Consider the following 17,934-nt stretch of genomic DNA (forward strand, 5'->3'; position numbering starts at 1 on the left):
AGGGAGGCCCGTTTACGCGGCCAATTCACCGAGTTCAGCTTCGAGTCGCTTCGTCATCCGGAAAATTCGACGCCCTCTCGGCTGCAACTCGGTCAGTTGGTCCATTAATCAGCGCTTCCCTAGGTAATTTGTATATTTTTACATTGAACGCCAATTTCTATGCCAGGCATATGAAAGTAGAAGGCCTATTAAGGCTGGAGTCGGTGCATCCGAAAACGGTTGATTTGCGTTGGCTTAATGTTCGCGACGGCGTTAGCATCAACAATAGTAATCTTCAAGGCATAGTCTCGCTCGAGATGGCAAGCATAGACGGGGGGCTACTAATTGATAACCTGTCGACGTTCAACGAAGTCGACGCGTCAAACAGCAGAATAGGCGGGCAATTTGCGGTTAAAAACGAGCTGCCTATTGTGGTGCAAGATTGGAGAAAACCCGTCCCCGCGGCAAAAATCCCGTGGGACTGTTCGGCCACGCGATGGACCGGGGTCTCCAGGTTGGACCTCAGCGGGACATACATCAACGAGATTCGCGTTCCGACAGCCATGGATTTATGGCCAAAAGAAATAGACCTTACTGGCTTTACCTTCCGGTTTTTCCATGCGATGGACGATAGAAATCTGCCGGCGGTGCCGCAAGGCGTCACACCTGCAGAGTGGTTTACATGCTGGCTTGCGCGTGCTTCCAGTCAACGTTATGACCCGGGCCCCTATCAGGCGGTGGCTGACTTCCTACTCAAGACTGGTGACGCCGACGCTGCCAGAGAAGTTGGCATTGCGGGGAAAAACAAGGAGAGAGCGCAGGCCTGCAGAAGCGTGCTCACACCCAACTGGTTTGACTACGTCCTGCCATGCACCTATCTCTGGCTTTCGTGGGCACTTGTTGGCTACGGCTACCGGCTGTACCTGTCTTTTGTCTGGGCCGCAATCTTCATTGGCGTGGGCACTGTTGTGTTTCGGCATACGCTCGAGGGGCGTTTAGCCAAGGTCCCAATCGGATTTGCATACAGCTTCGACATGTTTCTCCCATTAGTCAAACTCCGCGACGAACACTACAAAATCGACATAAAATCCCGCGCCCGTTATTGCCTGTACGTCCATAAGCTTGCCGGGTGGGTACTTGGTACGTTCATCGTCGCAGCATTGACCGGACTGACCAAGTGAACTCCGAGCGATTCGCTTGGCTCTGGGGGCGTCGTTTGTAGCGCCGTCCTTGACATGCCATGCCATCGGACCGTTGAAGGTCCCTAAATCGATTCACGCCGCGCGGTACAAACCGGTCGCGCTATGGGAGGCATGACGGACCTCTTCCACGACCAAGCCCCGCGCACCGCTTGCCGAGCAGCTGCGCCTCCAGAACCTGCTCGATGTTGTCGGGCAATCGCACCTGCTCGGGCCCGGCAGGCCGCATCGCTCCCCTGTCTAGCGCAAATCTTTTAAACTTCGTGAAGGATCTTTCGGCGGGGATCGAGCGTCGAAGACGACCGTTTCTGCCAGCAACGTAGTACCACGCGAACAGTCGAGGCATATCGCACTATCGAACCGCCAGTTCCGACTCCAATCGGCCTTTCGCGAATTCGCGCGTCAGAAACCGCGGCTGGTCACCTGCCCACTCATAAGGCTCCTCGAGTGCTTCGATGTTCCCGACAGTGAGCAGGTTCGCAAGGATAATCGTTCCGCGTGCTCTCGGTTCACCTGTAACGGCGACGCGAAGATTCGCTTTCGGAAGCGCGATGCTGCACTTCCCAGCTAGCGCGGCCCTGTAGACGGAGTTCCAGGTCGCACGGGCGCTCGGGAAGTAGTAAATCCACCGCAATAGGTCGAACATGTGGTCTGGCGTGCTGCGGTGCCCTAATCTGAGGGATAATTCGATGGCCTTGTTACCGGCAATCTCAACCGGCCGGCAAAGGCTTTCCAAACCAGTCGGATGGTACAGATGGCGGTAGCTGGCTAGATGCTGTTTGAAGAGAGCCTTGATGAGCGCAAGCGCAGGTATCAACATCTCGCGACCATCCGCCTTGACTCGGAAAACGTCGTGCATGCCGGCAGCATCAGCAGGATAGCCGCACGCTTCGAGATAGCGACGCGAGTCTTCAACCTCCCAGTCGCCAGTGTTCGTGTGGAAGTTTACTGACCTGCTGGCGTGCGGGGGAAGGTGTATTTTACGTATGCCGTCGAGTGCGATTTGGTTTTTTATGCCGTCCTTTGAAGTCGTGATCGCGCAAAGGCGACCGTCGACACGTTGAATGCTTTCCAGCCAGCTCTTTTGGTACCGACGGCGGCTTTCGTTGCTTGAATATATTGTCATCGAGTTCTAGGTTGGCAATTTAACTTGTGCGCCGACTCTTACGTCGAGTTGCGCGAGTGACGACTGACTCTCGGTCTCTACGGTGGATTTGCCGAGCATCATCCGCAGAACCTTTTGTATGTCTTCGCCTGTCCACTTGAAGCGAGACGCAGTCCAGCTGTTGTCGTGTATGAACAGAATGGGCAGGTGCGCCACGAGCAGCAGGTTTTTCTCCAGGGAATCCACGTCGACGGCGATGGATGACTGGCCGAGCGAAATGGTGATGCGGTCGGTCGCGCCTGGCCCTAGGTGGCGCCGAATATGAACTTCGTCGGAGAGTGCTAGCGGGACGTCTGTTGACGCGATGAGTGCAATGCAAAAGCGCGACTGCAGTGCGAGCTTTACGCCATCTGGCAGGTCCTCGTTCCACAACTCGAATGCGCTTTTTGCCGCGGATGGTCCCAACGCGCGGATCGCGTCAAGGGCCGCGGAAGTCGTGCTGCCAATAGTTATGCGGTCAGCCTGTTCGGGCGCGAGATGGCTGTTTGACATCGTGTGCATGGTTTGTTTGCCCTTGATGCGGTCAATTGTTGATGGTTCGAGGAGTCGAGTGGCTCTGATTGCTCTACGGAAATTCGATGCGCTCGAGCCTTGCTTGCCGGGTATAGCGAATCGAAGACGTCTAAAACGCGCACCGGCGTTGTCACATGGCGTTTTAGATAATTTGCAAATGCTCTTGAGCCGAGTCACGTCGAGCCAATCGAGGCCGCAACCGTGTACCCGGGGGAAACGAGGGGTATTTGCTGTCGAGAGAGACGCTTCCGTCACCGACAAACGGCTCGATGACCCTTTGTCCAGCGGGCATCATTGGCAATCGTTCTGCTAGCGGGCGATGCTTGCCACCAGCCCAACGGAGGAAGGGGCGCGATGGCGCCAGCGACTGGCTGAGTGCGAGATGTGTTTGTTCCATCTCGCCTGTAGCCACGCGGTTTTAGTTTTGTCGAATCAGTGCCGTGAGCAGCCACGATGATGTGTGGCAACTATGCGGTAGGACGAGCGACTCGCCCATCTGCGCTATCGAAATATTCGACACAGGAAAAGGCGGCGGGACCTGTGGTCGCTGCTAAGAGGTTGAGGGACTAGCGATGATTTAGAATGGCAGCCGCCTGCCTGATAAAGTCATCGCGGTATCGACGTCAAGCAACGTCATTCCGAGAATTTTGGCAATCAACAGACTGTCAACGTGTCGTAGTTCTTAGTCTCGTAGAGCCCACTCCGGACAACCGGCCGCGCGAACCTCATCGCAGTTTGACAGCCACAGTTGCTGTGCGCGAGGGTTGCCTGAGGCGTCAGGCGAGTAATCAACATGCCAGTGGCGCAGGAAGTAGCCAACAAGACAGGCTCTCAACTGCACGGTCTTCACACCGTTGTGCATGTCGTAGTCCGCGCATATCGTCTCCGGATGGGCTGCTTTGGTATGCGGCTTTAGTCTTAACGATATCTCGGTGTTCCAATCCTTGTCACCAGACAGGGCGACAGCCGACTCGCCGCCACGCTGAACACTCTTGAACCGGGTCAGCCCGAAATCACGGAACTCTTCACGTTCGTGATCAAAACACCGGATGTGCCAGCGCAGACCGTCGTGTACGAGAGCCAATGGTGAGAGCTTTCGGGATCGTGCCCCAGTCGATAATGACGAATATTCGGCATTCACCCATTCCCGTTGGTCAATCGCACGAGTGAGAGTCGCAGCGAGTTCAAGCGGCACCTGTCGCTTGATGCTGGAGTTCACCCAACCAGCAAGTCGCTTCGTCCTGGACGGATCATAGTCGACGGCGCCGTCTCCTGCTAACGCATGCAAGGCCTGCTCGACGTCGTGCTCAAAATACGGCGGGCCACCATCGAAGACATAGCACTTCCGGCGCAAGTCATATCTCAGCACAAAAGGAGCAAGTTCTCCGTAGAGCGACAGGTCTTTGGTCGCAGCAGGTTCGCTGATCCCAAACCTGGAAGTCAGGTCCTTTCGACTTACCTGTCCTGAAAAGAGGGCCAGAAACTCAATGTAGTACAGGCGCTCGCGCTGAATATCTCGAGGCAGGTTCATATGTAACTCCGTTTTGCCTGCATTGTAGGTGAGAATCAATATTATGTCGTCACATAATTTATGTGGTCGTAAAAAGTATTTGTGTTTTTCGGTTTTGCCGGTAGAATGTTCACATCGGTCGCAGGGGCGATCGGTCGGCATTTAACAAGATGCCGTTCGAGATCTTCTTTGGAACAACGAATATGAGCGAACACGAACAAAAGGACGCGCATGACAAGCGCGGTCACGATGGCCGCCACGAACACGGCCAGCATCACGAGAAAGAACATCACGGCCACCATGATCACGGCCATCAGCCGCCGCCAGGAGGGTCTGGCGGCCGCCCGAACCCTGGTTCGGGTGCACCGAAGCCCCCCGGTCACCGCCCGGTAGGCTAACCATGGGCGCCTGGTGGGACCGTTATCCGGACGAGCTTCGTAAGGAGAAGGCGGCTCTGGACGCTCTCGGCTACCCCTGGTCGATCGACCAGGCGGCCATGGACGCAGGCCAGATGGTCGTGCGCGTCGACGTTCCGCACGAAGGCGGCGTGCTGGCACTTACGGCCATCTATCCCGACACCTTCCCTTACTTCGCGCCGATGGTGACGACGGATTCGGCACGGTTTCAGCGCCATCAGCATCCGCTGGGCCGAAATCTTTGCCTGCTGGCACGAGAGGGGGAGGACTGGAGTCCCGGGCACGATTCACTTGCAACGCTGATCGAGGAACAGTTGCCGGCCATACTTGAGGTCAACAGCAGTTCCGCAGTCCCAGAAGTCGTCGCGCAGACAGAAGATCACGTAGGCGAACCGCTTTCCTCGTTTCTTCCGTACGTTCCTGAATGTGCAATCATTGTCCCGGACGAAACTCCACCTGCAGACGTGCCGTCGGGACGACTCAGCCTATGTCTGCGAACGACTCCGGCGGGCCGGTCAGCACAATGCTTCGTCAACGGCGTGGTCGGCTCGATCGACGACATGCAGGGAAAGCCGCTCGTCACCTTCAAAAAGTCCATCCCCTCATTTGACCGTCCCGCCTGCGGGTTCTGGCTGCGGCTTAACGAACGGCCGACTGTGGGCACGTTTGAGAGCGCTGGGATCGACCTCTTCAAACTGGTTGAAGGGAAACTCCCGCCGCTAACGAAGGCAATCCAGGCGGCGAAACGCGATGAAGTTTTCGTTGTTGGGCTAACTTATCGTGACGAGGTGTCGTGGCGACACAGTGCGGACGACTGGGTATTTCTTGCGATTCAGGTTGTTCGCGAAACGAAGCGCTCCCGGCCTGCGGAAATTCGTCCGCACATCGTGCGTGCCGATTGGGGAGGGGAGAAGGCCTGGCTGCGCAGAGCTCCTTTTTTGACACCGCTAAGGAAGAAGACTGCTTTGGTGGTCGGCTTGGGCAGTCTTGGCTCTCCGATTGTCTTGCAATTGGCGCGCGCTGGTATTGGTGGCCTTCGTCTGGTTGACGACGACAACCTCCAGGTGGGTAACACTGTGCGATGGGCTATGGGGTGGCAGTACGCTGGATTCCAAAAGCTGTCTGCACTCGTGTTGCATGTTGCAACCGACTATCCCTACACGAGCGTCCGTTCGTTCAATCACATGAGAATTGGTGCGCTACCCAATCCGCCTGCGGGCCAGCCATCGCAGTACGATATTCTTAAGCAGTTGGTCACCGAGTCGGACATCGTCATTGACGCGGCGGCAAGCTATCGCGTAAGTCATTTCCTTTCTGACCTTGCGCGCGAGCTAGGTAAGCCGTATCTATGGTTGACGACGACCCATGGAGCTGCGGGTGGGGTTGTTGGACGTGTGCAGCCGTCGAAGAAGATGGGCTGCTGGCACTGCTTCCAACGTGGTCTCGCAGACGGCTCGATTCGTTTGCCGGCGGACGCTGGTACTGATGAGGTCCAGCCGGGCGGATGTTCACAACCTACATTCATCGGCGCAGGAATCGATAGTGACGCTATCGCCAATCAGGCCGCGCGCCTGGCGGTGGCGACGCTTTGTTCAGGGGAAGAGGGTGGATATCCGGATTTTGCGTGGGATGTCGCGGTCGCCGATCTTCAGCGTGGTGGTTTTTCTATTGCGCCCGAATGGACACCTTACGATCTGGCAGTAAGGCAAGATTGTCTGGATTGCAGCGCGCAAGCATGAGCCAGCTGTGGATCGCTTCGACTGCTTTCGACGAAATGCTTGATGAGGCAGAGCGCGTCTATCCGCTCGAAACCGGCGGCGTGCTCGTGGGATACGCCGCCGACGACGGTGATCTCGTCGTCCAGCACGTTATCGGTCCGGGTCTGAGTGCTCAGCACAAACGTCAGCGATTCCATCCTGACCATGATTGGCAGTGTCGCAGGCTCGACGAGATCTTCGAGATATCGTCGGGACAAGCGGTCTACGTTGGTGACTGGCACACGCATCCAGATGGAAGCCCGCAAATGAGTTGGCTTGACAAACGAACGTTGCGCGGCATTGCCCGATATCGGGAAGCAGCGCTTGCACGACCGTTAATGCTCATCGGCGCAGGTGGGGCCGAGCGCTGGAGATGGCAAGCGCATCGATATTCGGGCGATCGCATGGGCGGTCTGAATATTAGTGTCGATGTGCTTGAACTGCGTTTGTTTGGCAGCTAAAACGCGGATCTCGAAACCGCCTGCTCCCTTCTGCGACAAGATCCTGACTCTGCCACTTTACGAAGCGACGCCGCCTTTTTCCTGCAGTACCGCTTAATCCTTTTCGCCGATGAAACGCCCCTTGAGAGAACTTTAGTCAAGGGGGCGCCGCGGTGTCGAAATTCGATTGTCGCAGTACACTCAGGACTGCGCTGTCAGACGCAGGTGTCCGTACCAGGTAGGGTGCATCTTGTCCTGCCAACGGTCATTCCGATTTTCCCCCATCTTCATCGGCCCATATTGCTCCGCGTGACGCAGCGGACGAAAGTTCTGTCCCGATGACATCATCGCACATTGCATGGCGTCGCCGTCTGCAGAGCGGTCCCATGGATAGGCCACGATCGCCCAGGATGATTTGTGGACGAAAACGACAGGAAGGGAACTCTCGAGGTTCTCGAAAATCGACAGATTATTCGCGTTCAGCGCGAACGCGCCACCGACCAGTATCGTGGTTTGTGAGTCCATGCCGTCTTCGCTGGTTTCGTTGTACAGTTCAAATCGATTGGAATCAAGCAGACTGTCGGCAAGTTCGAGGTCCGGCGGCGTCGTGAGGCAAATACATGCGACTTCTTGGGTGGCCTCTTCGATTTCTACAGGTAAATCCGCCGTGCTAACTTGAGCGCACATGACGCCGCCGCGCTCCTGGCTATATTTCCGCAGAAAATCCAGAGCTCGCGTCGTGGTGGTTCCGGTGAAGCGTTCGAGGCTGATGTCGTTCATTCTTGATGGTTCCAAAAAGAGGTGGCGAGGCGAGAACGTCTCGCGGAGCGCAGGTTAGTGGCATGCAATGTGTTGCCGACTAAAATAGCCAACCGTTTTAGACATCTTCTGTTCCATAAAGCCTGCTCATAGTTGAGCAGTGGATTTATCCGCACTTCGTTGACGCAGCCTGCGCCGCCCAACTGAAGCCTCATGACGCTCAGTTGCGCCGGAGGAGCGTGCGAGCAGAATCGCCTTCACCTGCTGGTGACGCATGTACCGGGTGATGTCCCGATCATGAATTCTGGCTCGTACGTTCCGCGCAGCATTGAAATCCGCCTGGAGAACGTCCCCGTTTGCACAGTAAAACTTGTCGCCCGCGCGCCTGCCTTCCAGCAGGCCCGTGAACGAGTCCATTTGCGACGTGTAGGCGGCGTTGACGACGACATGCGTCGCTCCACGCTGCGTGCATACTTCTTCAAGTGCCCGGGCCAGAACACCTTTGGCCCAGGCACTCATGCGGCGGTTGTATTTCCGCCACTGAACTTTCCCCTTGATGGGCGCGCTTAAATCCTCAGAGCCGACAACAGCGGCCTTGTCCACGATGGCGTGGGCCGCCTGATAGGCGATGGTGCGCAGCCTCTTTTGCGTGCGCTCCCGACGCGCTTGAAGTTTCAGGCGCCCGAGGTTGTTCGCCTTGACACGATCAGCCTGGGCAGTGCGGCCAGCTGCGCGATGCTTCTTTTCGAGCGCATGCAGCTTGTTGCGTGCTTTCCCGGTCTTCGATACCTGATCGCTGTACGCAGTGACCACTGCACCGAACGTCTCGCCATGATGGGCGCCGTCCGAGTCTGTGAAGGCTTCGGTATAGCCTTTGTCGACGCCGATCTCGGCAGTCCCGCATGGCCGACCCGCGGCATTTTCGGTCGCGTAATGAATCTCGGCCGAACCGCCTTTCAGGATGACGCGCAGGTTGCAGCCCGTGAGGTCGACATTCTTTCCGCTGCTCGTTGTCGTGAGCACGATGGGCTCGCCGTACTGCTTCGCAATGCGGATGGTCACCGTGAGACGGCCCCCTACGATGCGGCTCTCGTGCTTGTCTGATCGCACAATGAACTGGTTGTCGCACTTCGAGACGCCGTGCCTGAAGTGCTTGCGCATCATGCGGTGCAGGTAGCGATCTTCGAGCCACATGTCGGCCCTGAGCAGTCCAAACAGGCGCTTGCGCTCATCCGCATCTGGGGTGTGCTTCGCGATCGCTTGCCGCACCTTCGCGCACGCCGCGGCTTTGTACGTCAGAATGTCGTTGACGACATCCTTCGTGGTCTCGGCGCGAATTGTTCCATCTACCGCGAGATTTGCATACCAGCCACCGGCAGTCACTTCCTTGCGAATGTCGGAGGCACTCTTGCCAACGGTCCCCAGCGCCCCATAGCGTTGCCAGAGGTCGGCGCGTACGAACGCCATCGCGTCGCAGACAGCGCGAAGCGCAGACAGCGATGATGGCGTCGCATAAAGGGTGGAGGAGCGGAGGAGTTGAGGTTGCGTCATCCCCCGTTTAGCGCAACCCTTTTAAACTTTGCGAAATTTCTTTCGCTGCTTGACCTCGGCCTCAAGACCGAGAAATGCGCGGCAAGCCAATTCACCACAACGCGCTCACGGCTAGCTGGGTCCGATCTCGCTGCAGCGCGTCGCGTTCCGCAATCGTATGGCCCTCCAAACACAAGCCCTTCAATCCTGAAGCAATCGAAGGGCCTTGGCAATAAGAATCCCGGCCAGAATCAGTAGTCTTCCAACGGGCATGGATTAGTTACCTTGTCCGGCTCCGACCGCAGTCGCTCAGACGGCTGATATTCCGACAGGCTGCCGTCGGTCTCGACGTCGAAGTACGCGGCCGGCACGAGGGCGGAGCTATCGGCAGACCCGTACGTCGGACTGCGCATTACGATGATGGCCCTCGCCGCCATCTCGTCGTCATGCTTGTGGTTGTCGCCGGCCGACGCATTCAGGCTGTCAATCGTCGCCAGGAACCGCTCGTTCCACCTGTACCGGATGAGCAGCGTCTTACCCCGGTGCAGGAAGACAACGAACAACGACCCGTCGGTCCCAAAGAGGGGCTTCCAGACGAGGCTCGGTTCGAAAGCAATCGGTCCATCCCCAAGAAGGATTAGAGTGGTGGCCTGCCGATGCTCGTAGTCGACCTCATTGTGGGGAAAGAGCTGGTCAGTGGTCTGTGCGTCCCAGTCGAGTTCCATTTCGTGCGGAATCGCGATAGCGACGATATGCGATTCCGTGACCTGAGGCTGCAACGCAAGTGGCAGGATTCTGCTATCAACTGTCGCGCACACGGGGACTGCTGACTCGGCGGCGAGCGCCGCGAGTGAGTCGAGCAGGTCGAGGTTGTCAATGACGGTGCCGCGAGCGTTACCGGGGAAGGCTGGCTGAGTGAACTGGTCTTGCATTCCGGAGTGTCCTGTAGTGATTGGTACACCCGGATGTAGCGCAAGGGTTTTAGACAAATGCGCGCTTTCTGAAGGAGAAAGCGCGAAGCGGCGCCACTCTATGCATGGGCGGCGCGAACGGCGAGGAACAGATCGATGAGAATCCAGCGTAGCTGCGGCTGGTCCAGGTCGAAAGCACGGTCGGCGGCGGCCATTGCAACCGGCCACGATTTCCGAGTAAGGCGTGTCAAGGGGACATCGATTTGCCGAAGGAAGTCGCGCCCGAAAAAGGTCCCAAAATCGACAGAGAACTGATGAAGCCCATTTGGGTTACATTCATGCTGATACCCGAGCCTGTAAAACGCTTCTTTGTGCGGAATCGGAGAATAGTCGCCGCGCAGTATCATCGCCGATGCGTCTGCTATTGCCGACAATAGCGCGACATCTGCAGGTTCGGTAGATGCCGTTCCATGAGTCTCCTGCGGAAGCACATCCCATTTTAGAAGACCGCGCTTTAGCAGCGGAATTCGGGTGACGTGTAGCCTTACCTGATGAAGAGGGCATACGAACACACCGGGTAATGCATGATTTCGGTGCCAATACGTCTCTCCTAGATCCCTGTATTCCTCGCTAGCGCAGATCGGGCATAACTTTCTGAAAAACGTCGCGTTGAGGCGGTTTGGGAAGACCCGACCCAGTTTAAACGTCGCCGTCAGCGGTTCGTCGGTAAGTTCCTGGACTTCCAGTTGTTTGCGCGCGTTGAGATGAGGCGCCCAGACAACGTAAGGGAAGAGTGTATGCTCCCAGAGAAGTTCCGATGCGTCTTTTGCGCACAGTGTCGCTACGCGGGCCAGGCCGCGCGGGTAGATGAAGCTCGGGATTTCCCAATTGGCCAGATCGAGCATAGGCCCAAACCTGCGCGTTGACAGGCCTAGGTGATGGGACGCTCGAATCATGATGCTCCCCATCAGTTCGTCCGGGTAAGGCTTGGGAAAGTACATGACCAGTTCCGTCACGCTCCGACCGAGAATAAAAAGCGCGCCGGCTTCCCGACGCGCACGAAGAACGTTACAGCTGTAGTACCTTGTCCAGCTGACAAACGGCCCCCATCACCTGGAGGTGGCTGAAGACCGTTTGTCCATCAGCGCGGGACCGTCTGAAGGCATTCCGGTAATCGTCAGGTGCCAGTTCGACGAGGGGCTCGTCCGCCTTCGCCTTCCCCGATTTCGTCGCCCTTCTTGGCCTGGTGAGGGCCAGCGCCGCCTCCGCTCCCGCGGCGATACCGGTCACCTTGCCGGCAGCCTCGACCTTTTCGGCCGCCGAGAGTGCACGGTCTTCATCGATGCCGGCCTGGACAAGCACGCCTGCAACTGCGGGTACGAAGGACGTGTTTCCTGGCCGTACGCTAGCACCGCGTTGACGGACTCCCTCGTACGCATTCAGGGCATCGTCCAATAGCGACTCGAGATGGGTCGGCGGGATGTCTTCGTATCGCTCGAGAACCGCAATGTTGCCTGTCCTCATGGCATCAAGCATGGGCTTGACGGGTTCAAGTTCTGCCTCGAGGATGGATACGAACGTCTCTGCAGCAAATGTCTCAGTTCCGTCCAGCATCGCTCGCCACTGTGCACAGGCAAGGAACTTGATAGCGATATCCGGCACGCCTTGACAGCAGGCGTAAAGCGTATTGGACAAGAACTGGGTGAGCACGACGGGCTGGCGAATCCACTGGTATTCCCACAGCACCGTAATGAAATCTTCCCATTCTCCCGGCTCTTCCAGATTCCCGCTTGCTACCAGCGTACGCCACGTGGGAAAGCCATGACCAGCGCTTCGACGACCCAGGCTGAAGTCCAGGCCGAGTACCTCCGTCGCCCGATGGGTGCCGACGAACAAAATGGGCACGCCCAGCTCGTTCGATGCCGTCACAAGAGCGGCCATGAGCACCTGTTTGGACCTGCCGGCATTCTTCAGATTATGGATTTCGTCCACAACCAGGACGCCCACGAAATGGTGATGCATTGCTCGCGCAGCATGGTTCAGGAGGAGGTCGCCACTCGAGTTTTTCCTCGCCGCATAGACGTCGTAGTAGTTGCTGTCGGGAACCAGATGGTCAATCTTGCGCAGGATAGAGGTCGCAAGGCCCTTGACAGAGATGCCGTCGGGCGGAGCCTCGATGTGCAGATACGGGACTTGAAAAATGTCGAAATCCTTGTGGTGGATGACCTGCGGATACCGGGCGAAGATCCGCCGGATCGCGCTGGTCTTGCCGGTTCCGGACATCCCGACCACGCGAGAGGAAAGCTGTTCCGGCGTCGGAGGAGCCATCTCGCTGTTGAATGCGCGGCCCGCCTGCTGGGCTTCATACAATGATTGATAGATGCGAACATGCTCGGCCGATGCGGGGCGGCGGCTCACGTAGCCAGAACGGATGAACGAATCCAGCGCGCGAGCAAGCTGCAGGTGACGAGCCAAGGGCACCAGAAATGAAGAGAGCCCCGACACCATCTGAAGTCGCTCGTAAGTTGGCCACTCGCGCTGCTCCGGCGAGAAATCCGGAAGGCTGAGCAGACTGTCGGCAAGCGCCTCATCATCAAGTACGGGTGGCAATGCCTCGATGAGCGGATTGCCGCGATAGCGAGGGATGCGCTGCTGTGTGTAGCGGGCCTCGACAACGACAACGTTACTCGGACGTCTGTCCATTCAGCTTCTCCTGTGCCTTGCGACGAAGCATGTCGCGAAGCGGATTTGATGTGACTGGAGCAGGCCGTGCGTCAGCCGGCGACTGCTCCACTGCATGCGCCTCGTCTGCCGGTTGGCCCGCGTATTCGGGCGGCGCTATTGGCACGGAAGCGGAATTGCCCGGCGCGCGTGGCGGCATCGGAATGACATTGCTCGAACCTGACTCTGGCAGAATCGGCATGCTGACTTCATTCTGATGACGGAGATTAAGCTCCGCGGCACGCGCAATTGCCGTGTCGGCGCGTCTGCCAGACCGAGACTTACCCTTTGAGGCGGCTTTTCGTTCGGCGATTGCAGGTTTGCTGATGCTGAGAATGTGTTTGACCAGATTCGCCTTCGCCTGATCGGAGGCGTGCATATGCTCGAAGCTGTTTACGTCGGCCAGGCTGAAGACGTACCCGACTTCAGCAAACGAATAGCCCTTGAATGGTCTACTGGCCGACGCGAGTGCGCAAACGAATGCCTGTCGGCGGTCGTTCGGGTTATAAACGATAATGGAATCCGCAAGCCGGGGGTCGTAAGAGCACTCGATGTCGAAGGTCTTTTTCCGTTTGCCAGTCGAGACGTACCAACCCAATTCGTGGGCTTCCGGGCAGTCATACACAAGGCGCTTAAACTTGATGCCATCCTGTGTCACTTTCGCCGTCTCCCGCGGCATCAACTGCAGGTGCAGGAAATCGTAGTCGTAACGGGCGAGGGAACCACTGCGTCTACGAACGTCGTCATTCCAGAGTTCCAAAGGCACGGCAGGCGTGTTTGCCAGGATATGCTGCGGCTGCAGGCGATAGCCCTCCATTACTTTGTAATTGTGGGCGATGATGTGCTTCAGTACGATCGACGTGAACTCGTCCAACGTCAGCGTTGCATCCTTGTCATAACGCTGGGCACGTCGCCTGGTAGCGTTGATTGGGGGCTCGTAACCGGGCGTGACCTCGGCAATCGAGGCATGAAAAAGCCTGAATCCGCACTCGACAGTTCCCTTGCGATGCGGCAAAAGGGATTGCGTGTTCGTGACGGTCGATTGCATACCGTCACAAAGCCGGTAGCTTTGGCTCGATGCCATCTCGCCGCGGTCACCCACGAATTTTTCCGGAAAAACGCCATCCGCTGGCCATTCCTCCGGGTCGTAGGGAACGCCGTAGCGCTCGCAAAGTGCGCGTTTGTCTGCCGCGATGCTCAGAATGGCGAGCATTGCGCCGGTCCAGGATGCGTTCTCCAGTCCGACGTAGAAACCGACAACGAGCCGGCTAAAGCGGTCGTAGATAAGATACAGGGTGGGCTTGCCGACAATGCTGGCGCGGTCCTCCATCGCCACAAGAAAGACGTCCGCAATCGTGGCGTCAATTTCGAAGATGTGTCCGATGCCAATGCATTCTTCCAGCGCTGTGCCGACATGAGGACCATGCTCACGGTCGAACTCCTTCGATCCTCGCTTCTTACGGAGTACGTCTGCGAGCTTGAATCGCGTTCGTGCAATCTGTCGGAATTGCCATATGGAAGGGCATTCGCCGGTGGGCAGGAGGTAGGATTCGCCATTCCCGTCAAGATACGAGTAACGCTCCGTGCGCATTTTGAGGTATGCGCCTGCGAGAGTGGAAATCTCACCGTCCAGATAGTGTTTGCTGATTGCGTCCTCGATGTTCTTGACATCAACTTCTGACATCTGGAACGTGGTGTATTTCCCGAACTTCGGACTACGACCGCGACCAGCTGTCACCCCTTTGACGGTCCGCCCGATCTTGTCGAAGCCAGGGATGAGCGCAAGGACGGTTTGGCCATTGCGCCAGTATTGCCGGAGGTACCTGTAGAGAGTGGTCTTGGACTTTCCGGTTTCGCGTGCGCGTTCCTCGACGAGTGCGCCACGCGCGTTGGCATCGAATATTTGCGGATGACTTATCAGAGGCTGAATTGCGTCATACGCCTCACGCGCACGTGCGCGTGCCGTCTCCGAATGAAACGCGATGTCGGGAACCCCGGAACCCAGCGGCTTTCGGATGGCCCGTGGGTCGGCGTGTCCCGTCAAAACGCCGAACTCGCGATAGACGGGCCACAGGTGCGGCCCGGAGAGCGGGATAACCCAGCCTCGGCGCGAGTCCGTATCGATAGCGAGAACGCGATATCGTGTCGCGTCCTTTCCGTCAAAGAGGTCGTTCTTTAAAAGCATGATGATTCCCTTTCCCTGGCTGTCTGGCCACTTGCTCAAAGGCCGGACGCGCGGGACAACGCCGGCCCCTCGCAGATGAAACTGCTCAGAGGTGCGTTCTCCAGGCGAGGCGTGTTGAGGTCGCAACGCAGCGTTTGCTCCCAAAGGAGAATGCGGGCGACTCTTAGCCCAAGGCCTGGTGTGAGGCCGTGACGCTGTTCGAAACCTGAGCAATAATCGGCAAGCGAAATCGTGCGTGTCGAGCCAGTAAGCTCGTAGGTCATCAGGTCAGCAACTTCGCGCAGGACCTCACGCGTGGGTTCAATCTGGCCGGGTTTCCAGATAGCTCCCCGAAAGTACTCGATGTTGCGCACCTTCTGCATCGGCAGGGCGGAGTGAAAGACGAGATGATGGGCGATGTCGCATCCAGCGAAAAACTTGCGGACAATTTGCAGCTTTTCGATCACCCATTCCTTCTCGGCATCTTCGGTACGCTTACAGTCGTAAGCGACATGGCGCGTCTCTCCGTCGATCTCCATGATGACCATCATATCGACCGTCATGACGGCGGGTATGTTTGTGCCGGGGTAATACGGGTGCCTGATGCCCAGCGCGGATGCAATCTCCAGCGTCGTCTCGCGGGGTAACGGAAAGCTTTCGTAAAGCTGCTTCACTGACCTGCACCACTCCAACAGCACGAAGGTGTTCCATTCGACATCTGACACGAGTTCGATGGTGCGTCCGAATCGTTCGCTGTACGCGCGATGTATTCTGCCGCGCGATGAGAAGGTCGCCGTACTAATCCACGGCTTGTAGTTTGGGCCTTCACCATCGCCGTATCCTTCCCGGATCCGTCGCGCGATGAGTTCCTCAGTCCAGTTTTGAATGCCGCGGGACATGTCCCAGGCCCTCCAGTCGTCCTTGCGCGACGGCGCCGCGCTCATGACATATAGCGACACTCACGCTGTCGCTCCCTGGGTTCGCCTCGTTTTAGGTTTTAGGCAGATCGGCGAGCAGGTATTGTTTGCGAATCGCTATGACGGACGGTGGAACCCGAGCAGCAGGTAGGCTCGATCGTGATCGACGGCCGGTCCATTCGTCCGTTGGACCCGCGTCATGAGGAGCTGGCGTTGCTGGGTTACGACTTGTGGACAACGCGCTCGGCGTTCGGATGGGCGTCCTGGATGCGGTGCTCGACGAGAGGGCTAGCCCATCGTCGAATGTGCTGGGTCATACGCGGTCCTCCTATGGACGATTACGTGTGGCGACATCGGGCGTCGCAAGAGAGGGCAGGAGGGCGTTTTGGATTGGTTGGCGCCGAGATTTTAGAAGTCTTTCATGTGGAGTTTTAGTCTCACATATGAGATTATAGGCCCGTGCTTGCGAAGGGCAAGGAATAATCCGCCTTTTGGAATGAGGCCCGAGGCGGATGGTCGACTGGTATCAGGTGGCTGGGAATGTCTTGCGCGCTGAACTCGCGCGCCAAGGTATCAGCTATCGACAACTTGCGACGCTGCTCGCCGGTATTGGCGTGAGTGAGACACAGCGTTCGATTGCGAACAAGATGTCTCGAGGCAGCTTCAGCTTCGCATTCTTCCTCCAATGCATGCGAGCCTTAGGCCGAATGGACTTTCGGGTCGATCTAACTGACATCAGCTAGCCGTGACCTCTCGCCTCGCGTAAGCGCGATATTGACGTGCGCTCGTAACTACTGGTCATCTTCACGCCGTGAAGGACGGGTGCTAGCCCAAAATGGTTCTTCGAGTTTGCAACGCGCTTGTGCGCGGCGCGAGGGGGTAGCGAGCCTTCTCGCGTTTCGCCGAGGCATCTAGCTAGCGCGAAAGCGCGCGGCGTACAGGAACCAACAGAGCTTCGCGAGGAACTTCGGCGGGTCGTTCGTCACTCACGCGCATCGCCATTCCCCACTTCAGGCCACCAGTGAACGAGTGCCCGTCGTTTGGTGGGTGCCATTCGAACGCGTTGTCATCCTTGGGTGTTCTCATATCAGGTACTATAATCCCATATGTGAGACTTTTTGGGATTTGCCTTTGTCGTCATCTATCGGCCCACGAAGACGATTGATCCGTAAAGTTTGGCCCGAGGAGAGTGCGATGACAACGCCTCGCGAACGTACGCGCTCAGTGCGCGGCACGAGAGACCTCCTGGAAACGCTCGCGACGAGCGTCGGGCCGATTAACAGCGCCCTGGCTCGTACTTTGGCTGTGCAGCTTTTGCGACACTTCCCGTCCGACGTTGATATCGCTAATTCGAGTGATGCCTTGCCGGACATCTGGGGACCGTTGCCGAACTGCAACTCTTGCTCGCCAGCGCGGGAGCAGGACGCCGGAGGAGCCTGACTGACGTCCGTCGGCAGCCAGCACCGTCAACGCCTGGTTTGCCCGGGTCGCGAGGTAGTGACGTCAATGGATGTGCCGGTCGCTAAGGCCGGATTGCCTCGCGTGGAGGATGGCCATGCCGCTCTGGAAAACGCGTCCCGTCGACGAAGAGCCGGTTATCAGATTGCAACGCTGGCGGATCTTACGGACCGACGTAGGTTCCGAACACTTTGTCGGGTTTCATTCCGACGGGTGGTCGGGACGTGTCAGTTCGGATATCGAGCAGCTGGATCCGGCGGCGCGACGAGGCGTGACATCGACTGGACGGATATACGTGCTTGATGGACCAAGCGCGTGGCATACGCAGGCGGAATACGTGTGGAAACGCTGGTGCATAGTCAATCACATCATTGCATATCAGGATGTAACGCTCGTACTGATTCCTGATGCCGAAGAAGATGAGCCCTAGGGAAGCGCTGATTAATGGACCAACTGACCGAGTTGCAGCCGAGAGGGCGTCGAATTTTCCGGATG

16 protein-coding genes and 1 pseudogene are annotated in these 17,934 nt (G+C 57.5%); 6 read left to right on the forward strand and 11 right to left on the reverse strand.

From position 1 onward, the window contains the following. Window positions 1–1,160 (forward strand): annotated as a pseudogene (locus BN2475_RS32115) (hypothetical protein); the annotation flags it as partial. 370 nt (window positions 1,161–1,530) lie between these two features. Here BN2475_RS32115 and BN2475_RS32120 read toward each other — a convergent pair. The 4 genes from BN2475_RS32120 to BN2475_RS34480 form a co-directional block, all read right to left on the reverse strand. Next, window positions 1,531–2,304, reverse strand: coding sequence for a hypothetical protein (locus BN2475_RS32120; RefSeq protein WP_094783380.1), 774 nt, complete (start codon window positions 2,302–2,304; stop codon window positions 1,531–1,533). A gap of 6 nt (window positions 2,305–2,310) precedes the next feature. Next, complete coding sequence (locus BN2475_RS32125) at window positions 2,311–2,835, reverse strand: hypothetical protein (RefSeq protein WP_143326022.1); 525 nt, start codon at window positions 2,833–2,835, stop codon at window positions 2,311–2,313. A 703-nt stretch (window positions 2,836–3,538) separates the two neighbouring features. Then, the gene (locus BN2475_RS32130) at window positions 3,539–4,387 is read right to left on the reverse strand and encodes a helix-turn-helix transcriptional regulator (protein WP_159444644.1); all 849 of its coding nucleotides are present in this window, start codon (window positions 4,385–4,387) and stop codon (window positions 3,539–3,541) included. 41 nt (window positions 4,388–4,428) lie between these two features. Then, window positions 4,429–4,680 (reverse strand): hypothetical protein, encoded by a 252-nt coding sequence (locus BN2475_RS34480; RefSeq protein ID WP_159444645.1) that lies wholly within the window; start codon window positions 4,678–4,680, stop codon window positions 4,429–4,431. 86 nt (window positions 4,681–4,766) lie between these two features. Between BN2475_RS34480 and BN2475_RS32135 the strand changes: the two genes are divergently transcribed. Together BN2475_RS32135 and BN2475_RS32140 are read left to right on the forward strand one after the other, a co-directional pair. Beyond that, window positions 4,767–6,521: a ThiF family adenylyltransferase gene (locus BN2475_RS32135; protein WP_094783383.1), complete on the forward strand. Its 1,755-nt coding sequence runs from the start codon at window positions 4,767–4,769 to the stop codon at window positions 6,519–6,521. Beyond that, window positions 6,518–7,000 carry a Mov34/MPN/PAD-1 family protein gene (locus BN2475_RS32140; RefSeq protein WP_159444646.1) on the forward strand — a complete coding sequence of 161 codons (483 nt, stop codon included), beginning with the start codon at window positions 6,518–6,520 and terminating at the stop codon, window positions 6,998–7,000. Before BN2475_RS32135 ends, BN2475_RS32140 begins: the two co-directional genes overlap by 4 nt. A 180-nt stretch (window positions 7,001–7,180) precedes the next feature. Here the strand turns inward: BN2475_RS32140 and BN2475_RS32145 are convergent, their stop codons facing one another. The 7 genes from BN2475_RS32145 to BN2475_RS32175 all read right to left on the reverse strand — a co-directional run bounded on the left by BN2475_RS32145 (window position 7,181) and on the right by BN2475_RS32175 (window position 16,023). After that, a complete protein-coding gene (locus tag BN2475_RS32145; protein WP_094783384.1) occupies window positions 7,181–7,759 on the reverse strand; it encodes a hypothetical protein in 579 nt (192 codons plus the stop codon). 126 nt (window positions 7,760–7,885) lie between these two features. After that, window positions 7,886–9,205 carry a zinc ribbon domain-containing protein gene (locus BN2475_RS32150; RefSeq protein WP_245841731.1) on the reverse strand — a complete coding sequence of 440 codons (1,320 nt, stop codon included), beginning with the start codon at window positions 9,203–9,205 and terminating at the stop codon, window positions 7,886–7,888. A gap of 314 nt (window positions 9,206–9,519) precedes the next feature. After that, window positions 9,520–10,200: a hypothetical protein gene (locus BN2475_RS32155; protein ID WP_094783386.1), complete on the reverse strand. Its 681-nt coding sequence runs from the start codon at window positions 10,198–10,200 to the stop codon at window positions 9,520–9,522. Window positions 10,201–10,298: 98 nt separating this feature from the next. After that, window positions 10,299–11,180, reverse strand: a complete 882-nt coding sequence (locus BN2475_RS32160) for a TniQ family protein (RefSeq protein ID WP_094783387.1) — start codon at window positions 11,178–11,180, stop codon at window positions 10,299–10,301. 67 nt (window positions 11,181–11,247) lie between these two features. Beyond that, complete coding sequence (locus tag BN2475_RS32165; protein ID WP_094783388.1) at window positions 11,248–12,882, reverse strand: AAA family ATPase; 1,635 nt, start codon at window positions 12,880–12,882, stop codon at window positions 11,248–11,250. Further along, complete coding sequence (locus BN2475_RS32170) at window positions 12,863–15,085, reverse strand: Mu transposase C-terminal domain-containing protein (RefSeq protein ID WP_094783389.1); 2,223 nt, start codon at window positions 15,083–15,085, stop codon at window positions 12,863–12,865. Before BN2475_RS32170 ends, BN2475_RS32165 begins: the two co-directional genes overlap by 20 nt. A 35-nt stretch (window positions 15,086–15,120) precedes the next feature. Further along, window positions 15,121–16,023, reverse strand: coding sequence for a TnsA endonuclease N-terminal domain-containing protein (locus BN2475_RS32175; RefSeq protein ID WP_245841733.1), 903 nt, complete (start codon window positions 16,021–16,023; stop codon window positions 15,121–15,123). A gap of 470 nt (window positions 16,024–16,493) precedes the next feature. Here BN2475_RS32175 and BN2475_RS36075 point away from each other — a divergent pair, with 470 nt between their 5' ends. The 3 genes from BN2475_RS36075 (at window position 16,494) to BN2475_RS34065 (ending at window position 17,869) form a co-directional block, all read left to right on the forward strand. Continuing rightward, on the forward strand, window positions 16,494–16,724 hold the full coding sequence (locus tag BN2475_RS36075; protein WP_094783390.1) for a DUF6471 domain-containing protein: 231 nt from the start codon (window positions 16,494–16,496) through the stop codon (window positions 16,722–16,724). A gap of 451 nt (window positions 16,725–17,175) precedes the next feature. After that, window positions 17,176–17,421, forward strand: coding sequence for a BPSL0761 family protein (locus tag BN2475_RS36405; RefSeq protein ID WP_094783393.1), 246 nt, complete (start codon window positions 17,176–17,178; stop codon window positions 17,419–17,421). A 115-nt stretch (window positions 17,422–17,536) separates the two neighbouring features. Further along, a complete protein-coding gene (locus BN2475_RS34065) occupies window positions 17,537–17,869 on the forward strand; it encodes a hypothetical protein (RefSeq protein WP_143326024.1) in 333 nt (110 codons plus the stop codon). The last annotated feature ends 65 nt before the right edge of the window (window positions 17,870–17,934 follow it).

Origin of the sequence: Paraburkholderia ribeironis (assembly GCF_900019265.1) — a bacterium.
Classification (GTDB): domain Bacteria; phylum Pseudomonadota; class Gammaproteobacteria; order Burkholderiales; family Burkholderiaceae; genus Paraburkholderia; species Paraburkholderia ribeironis.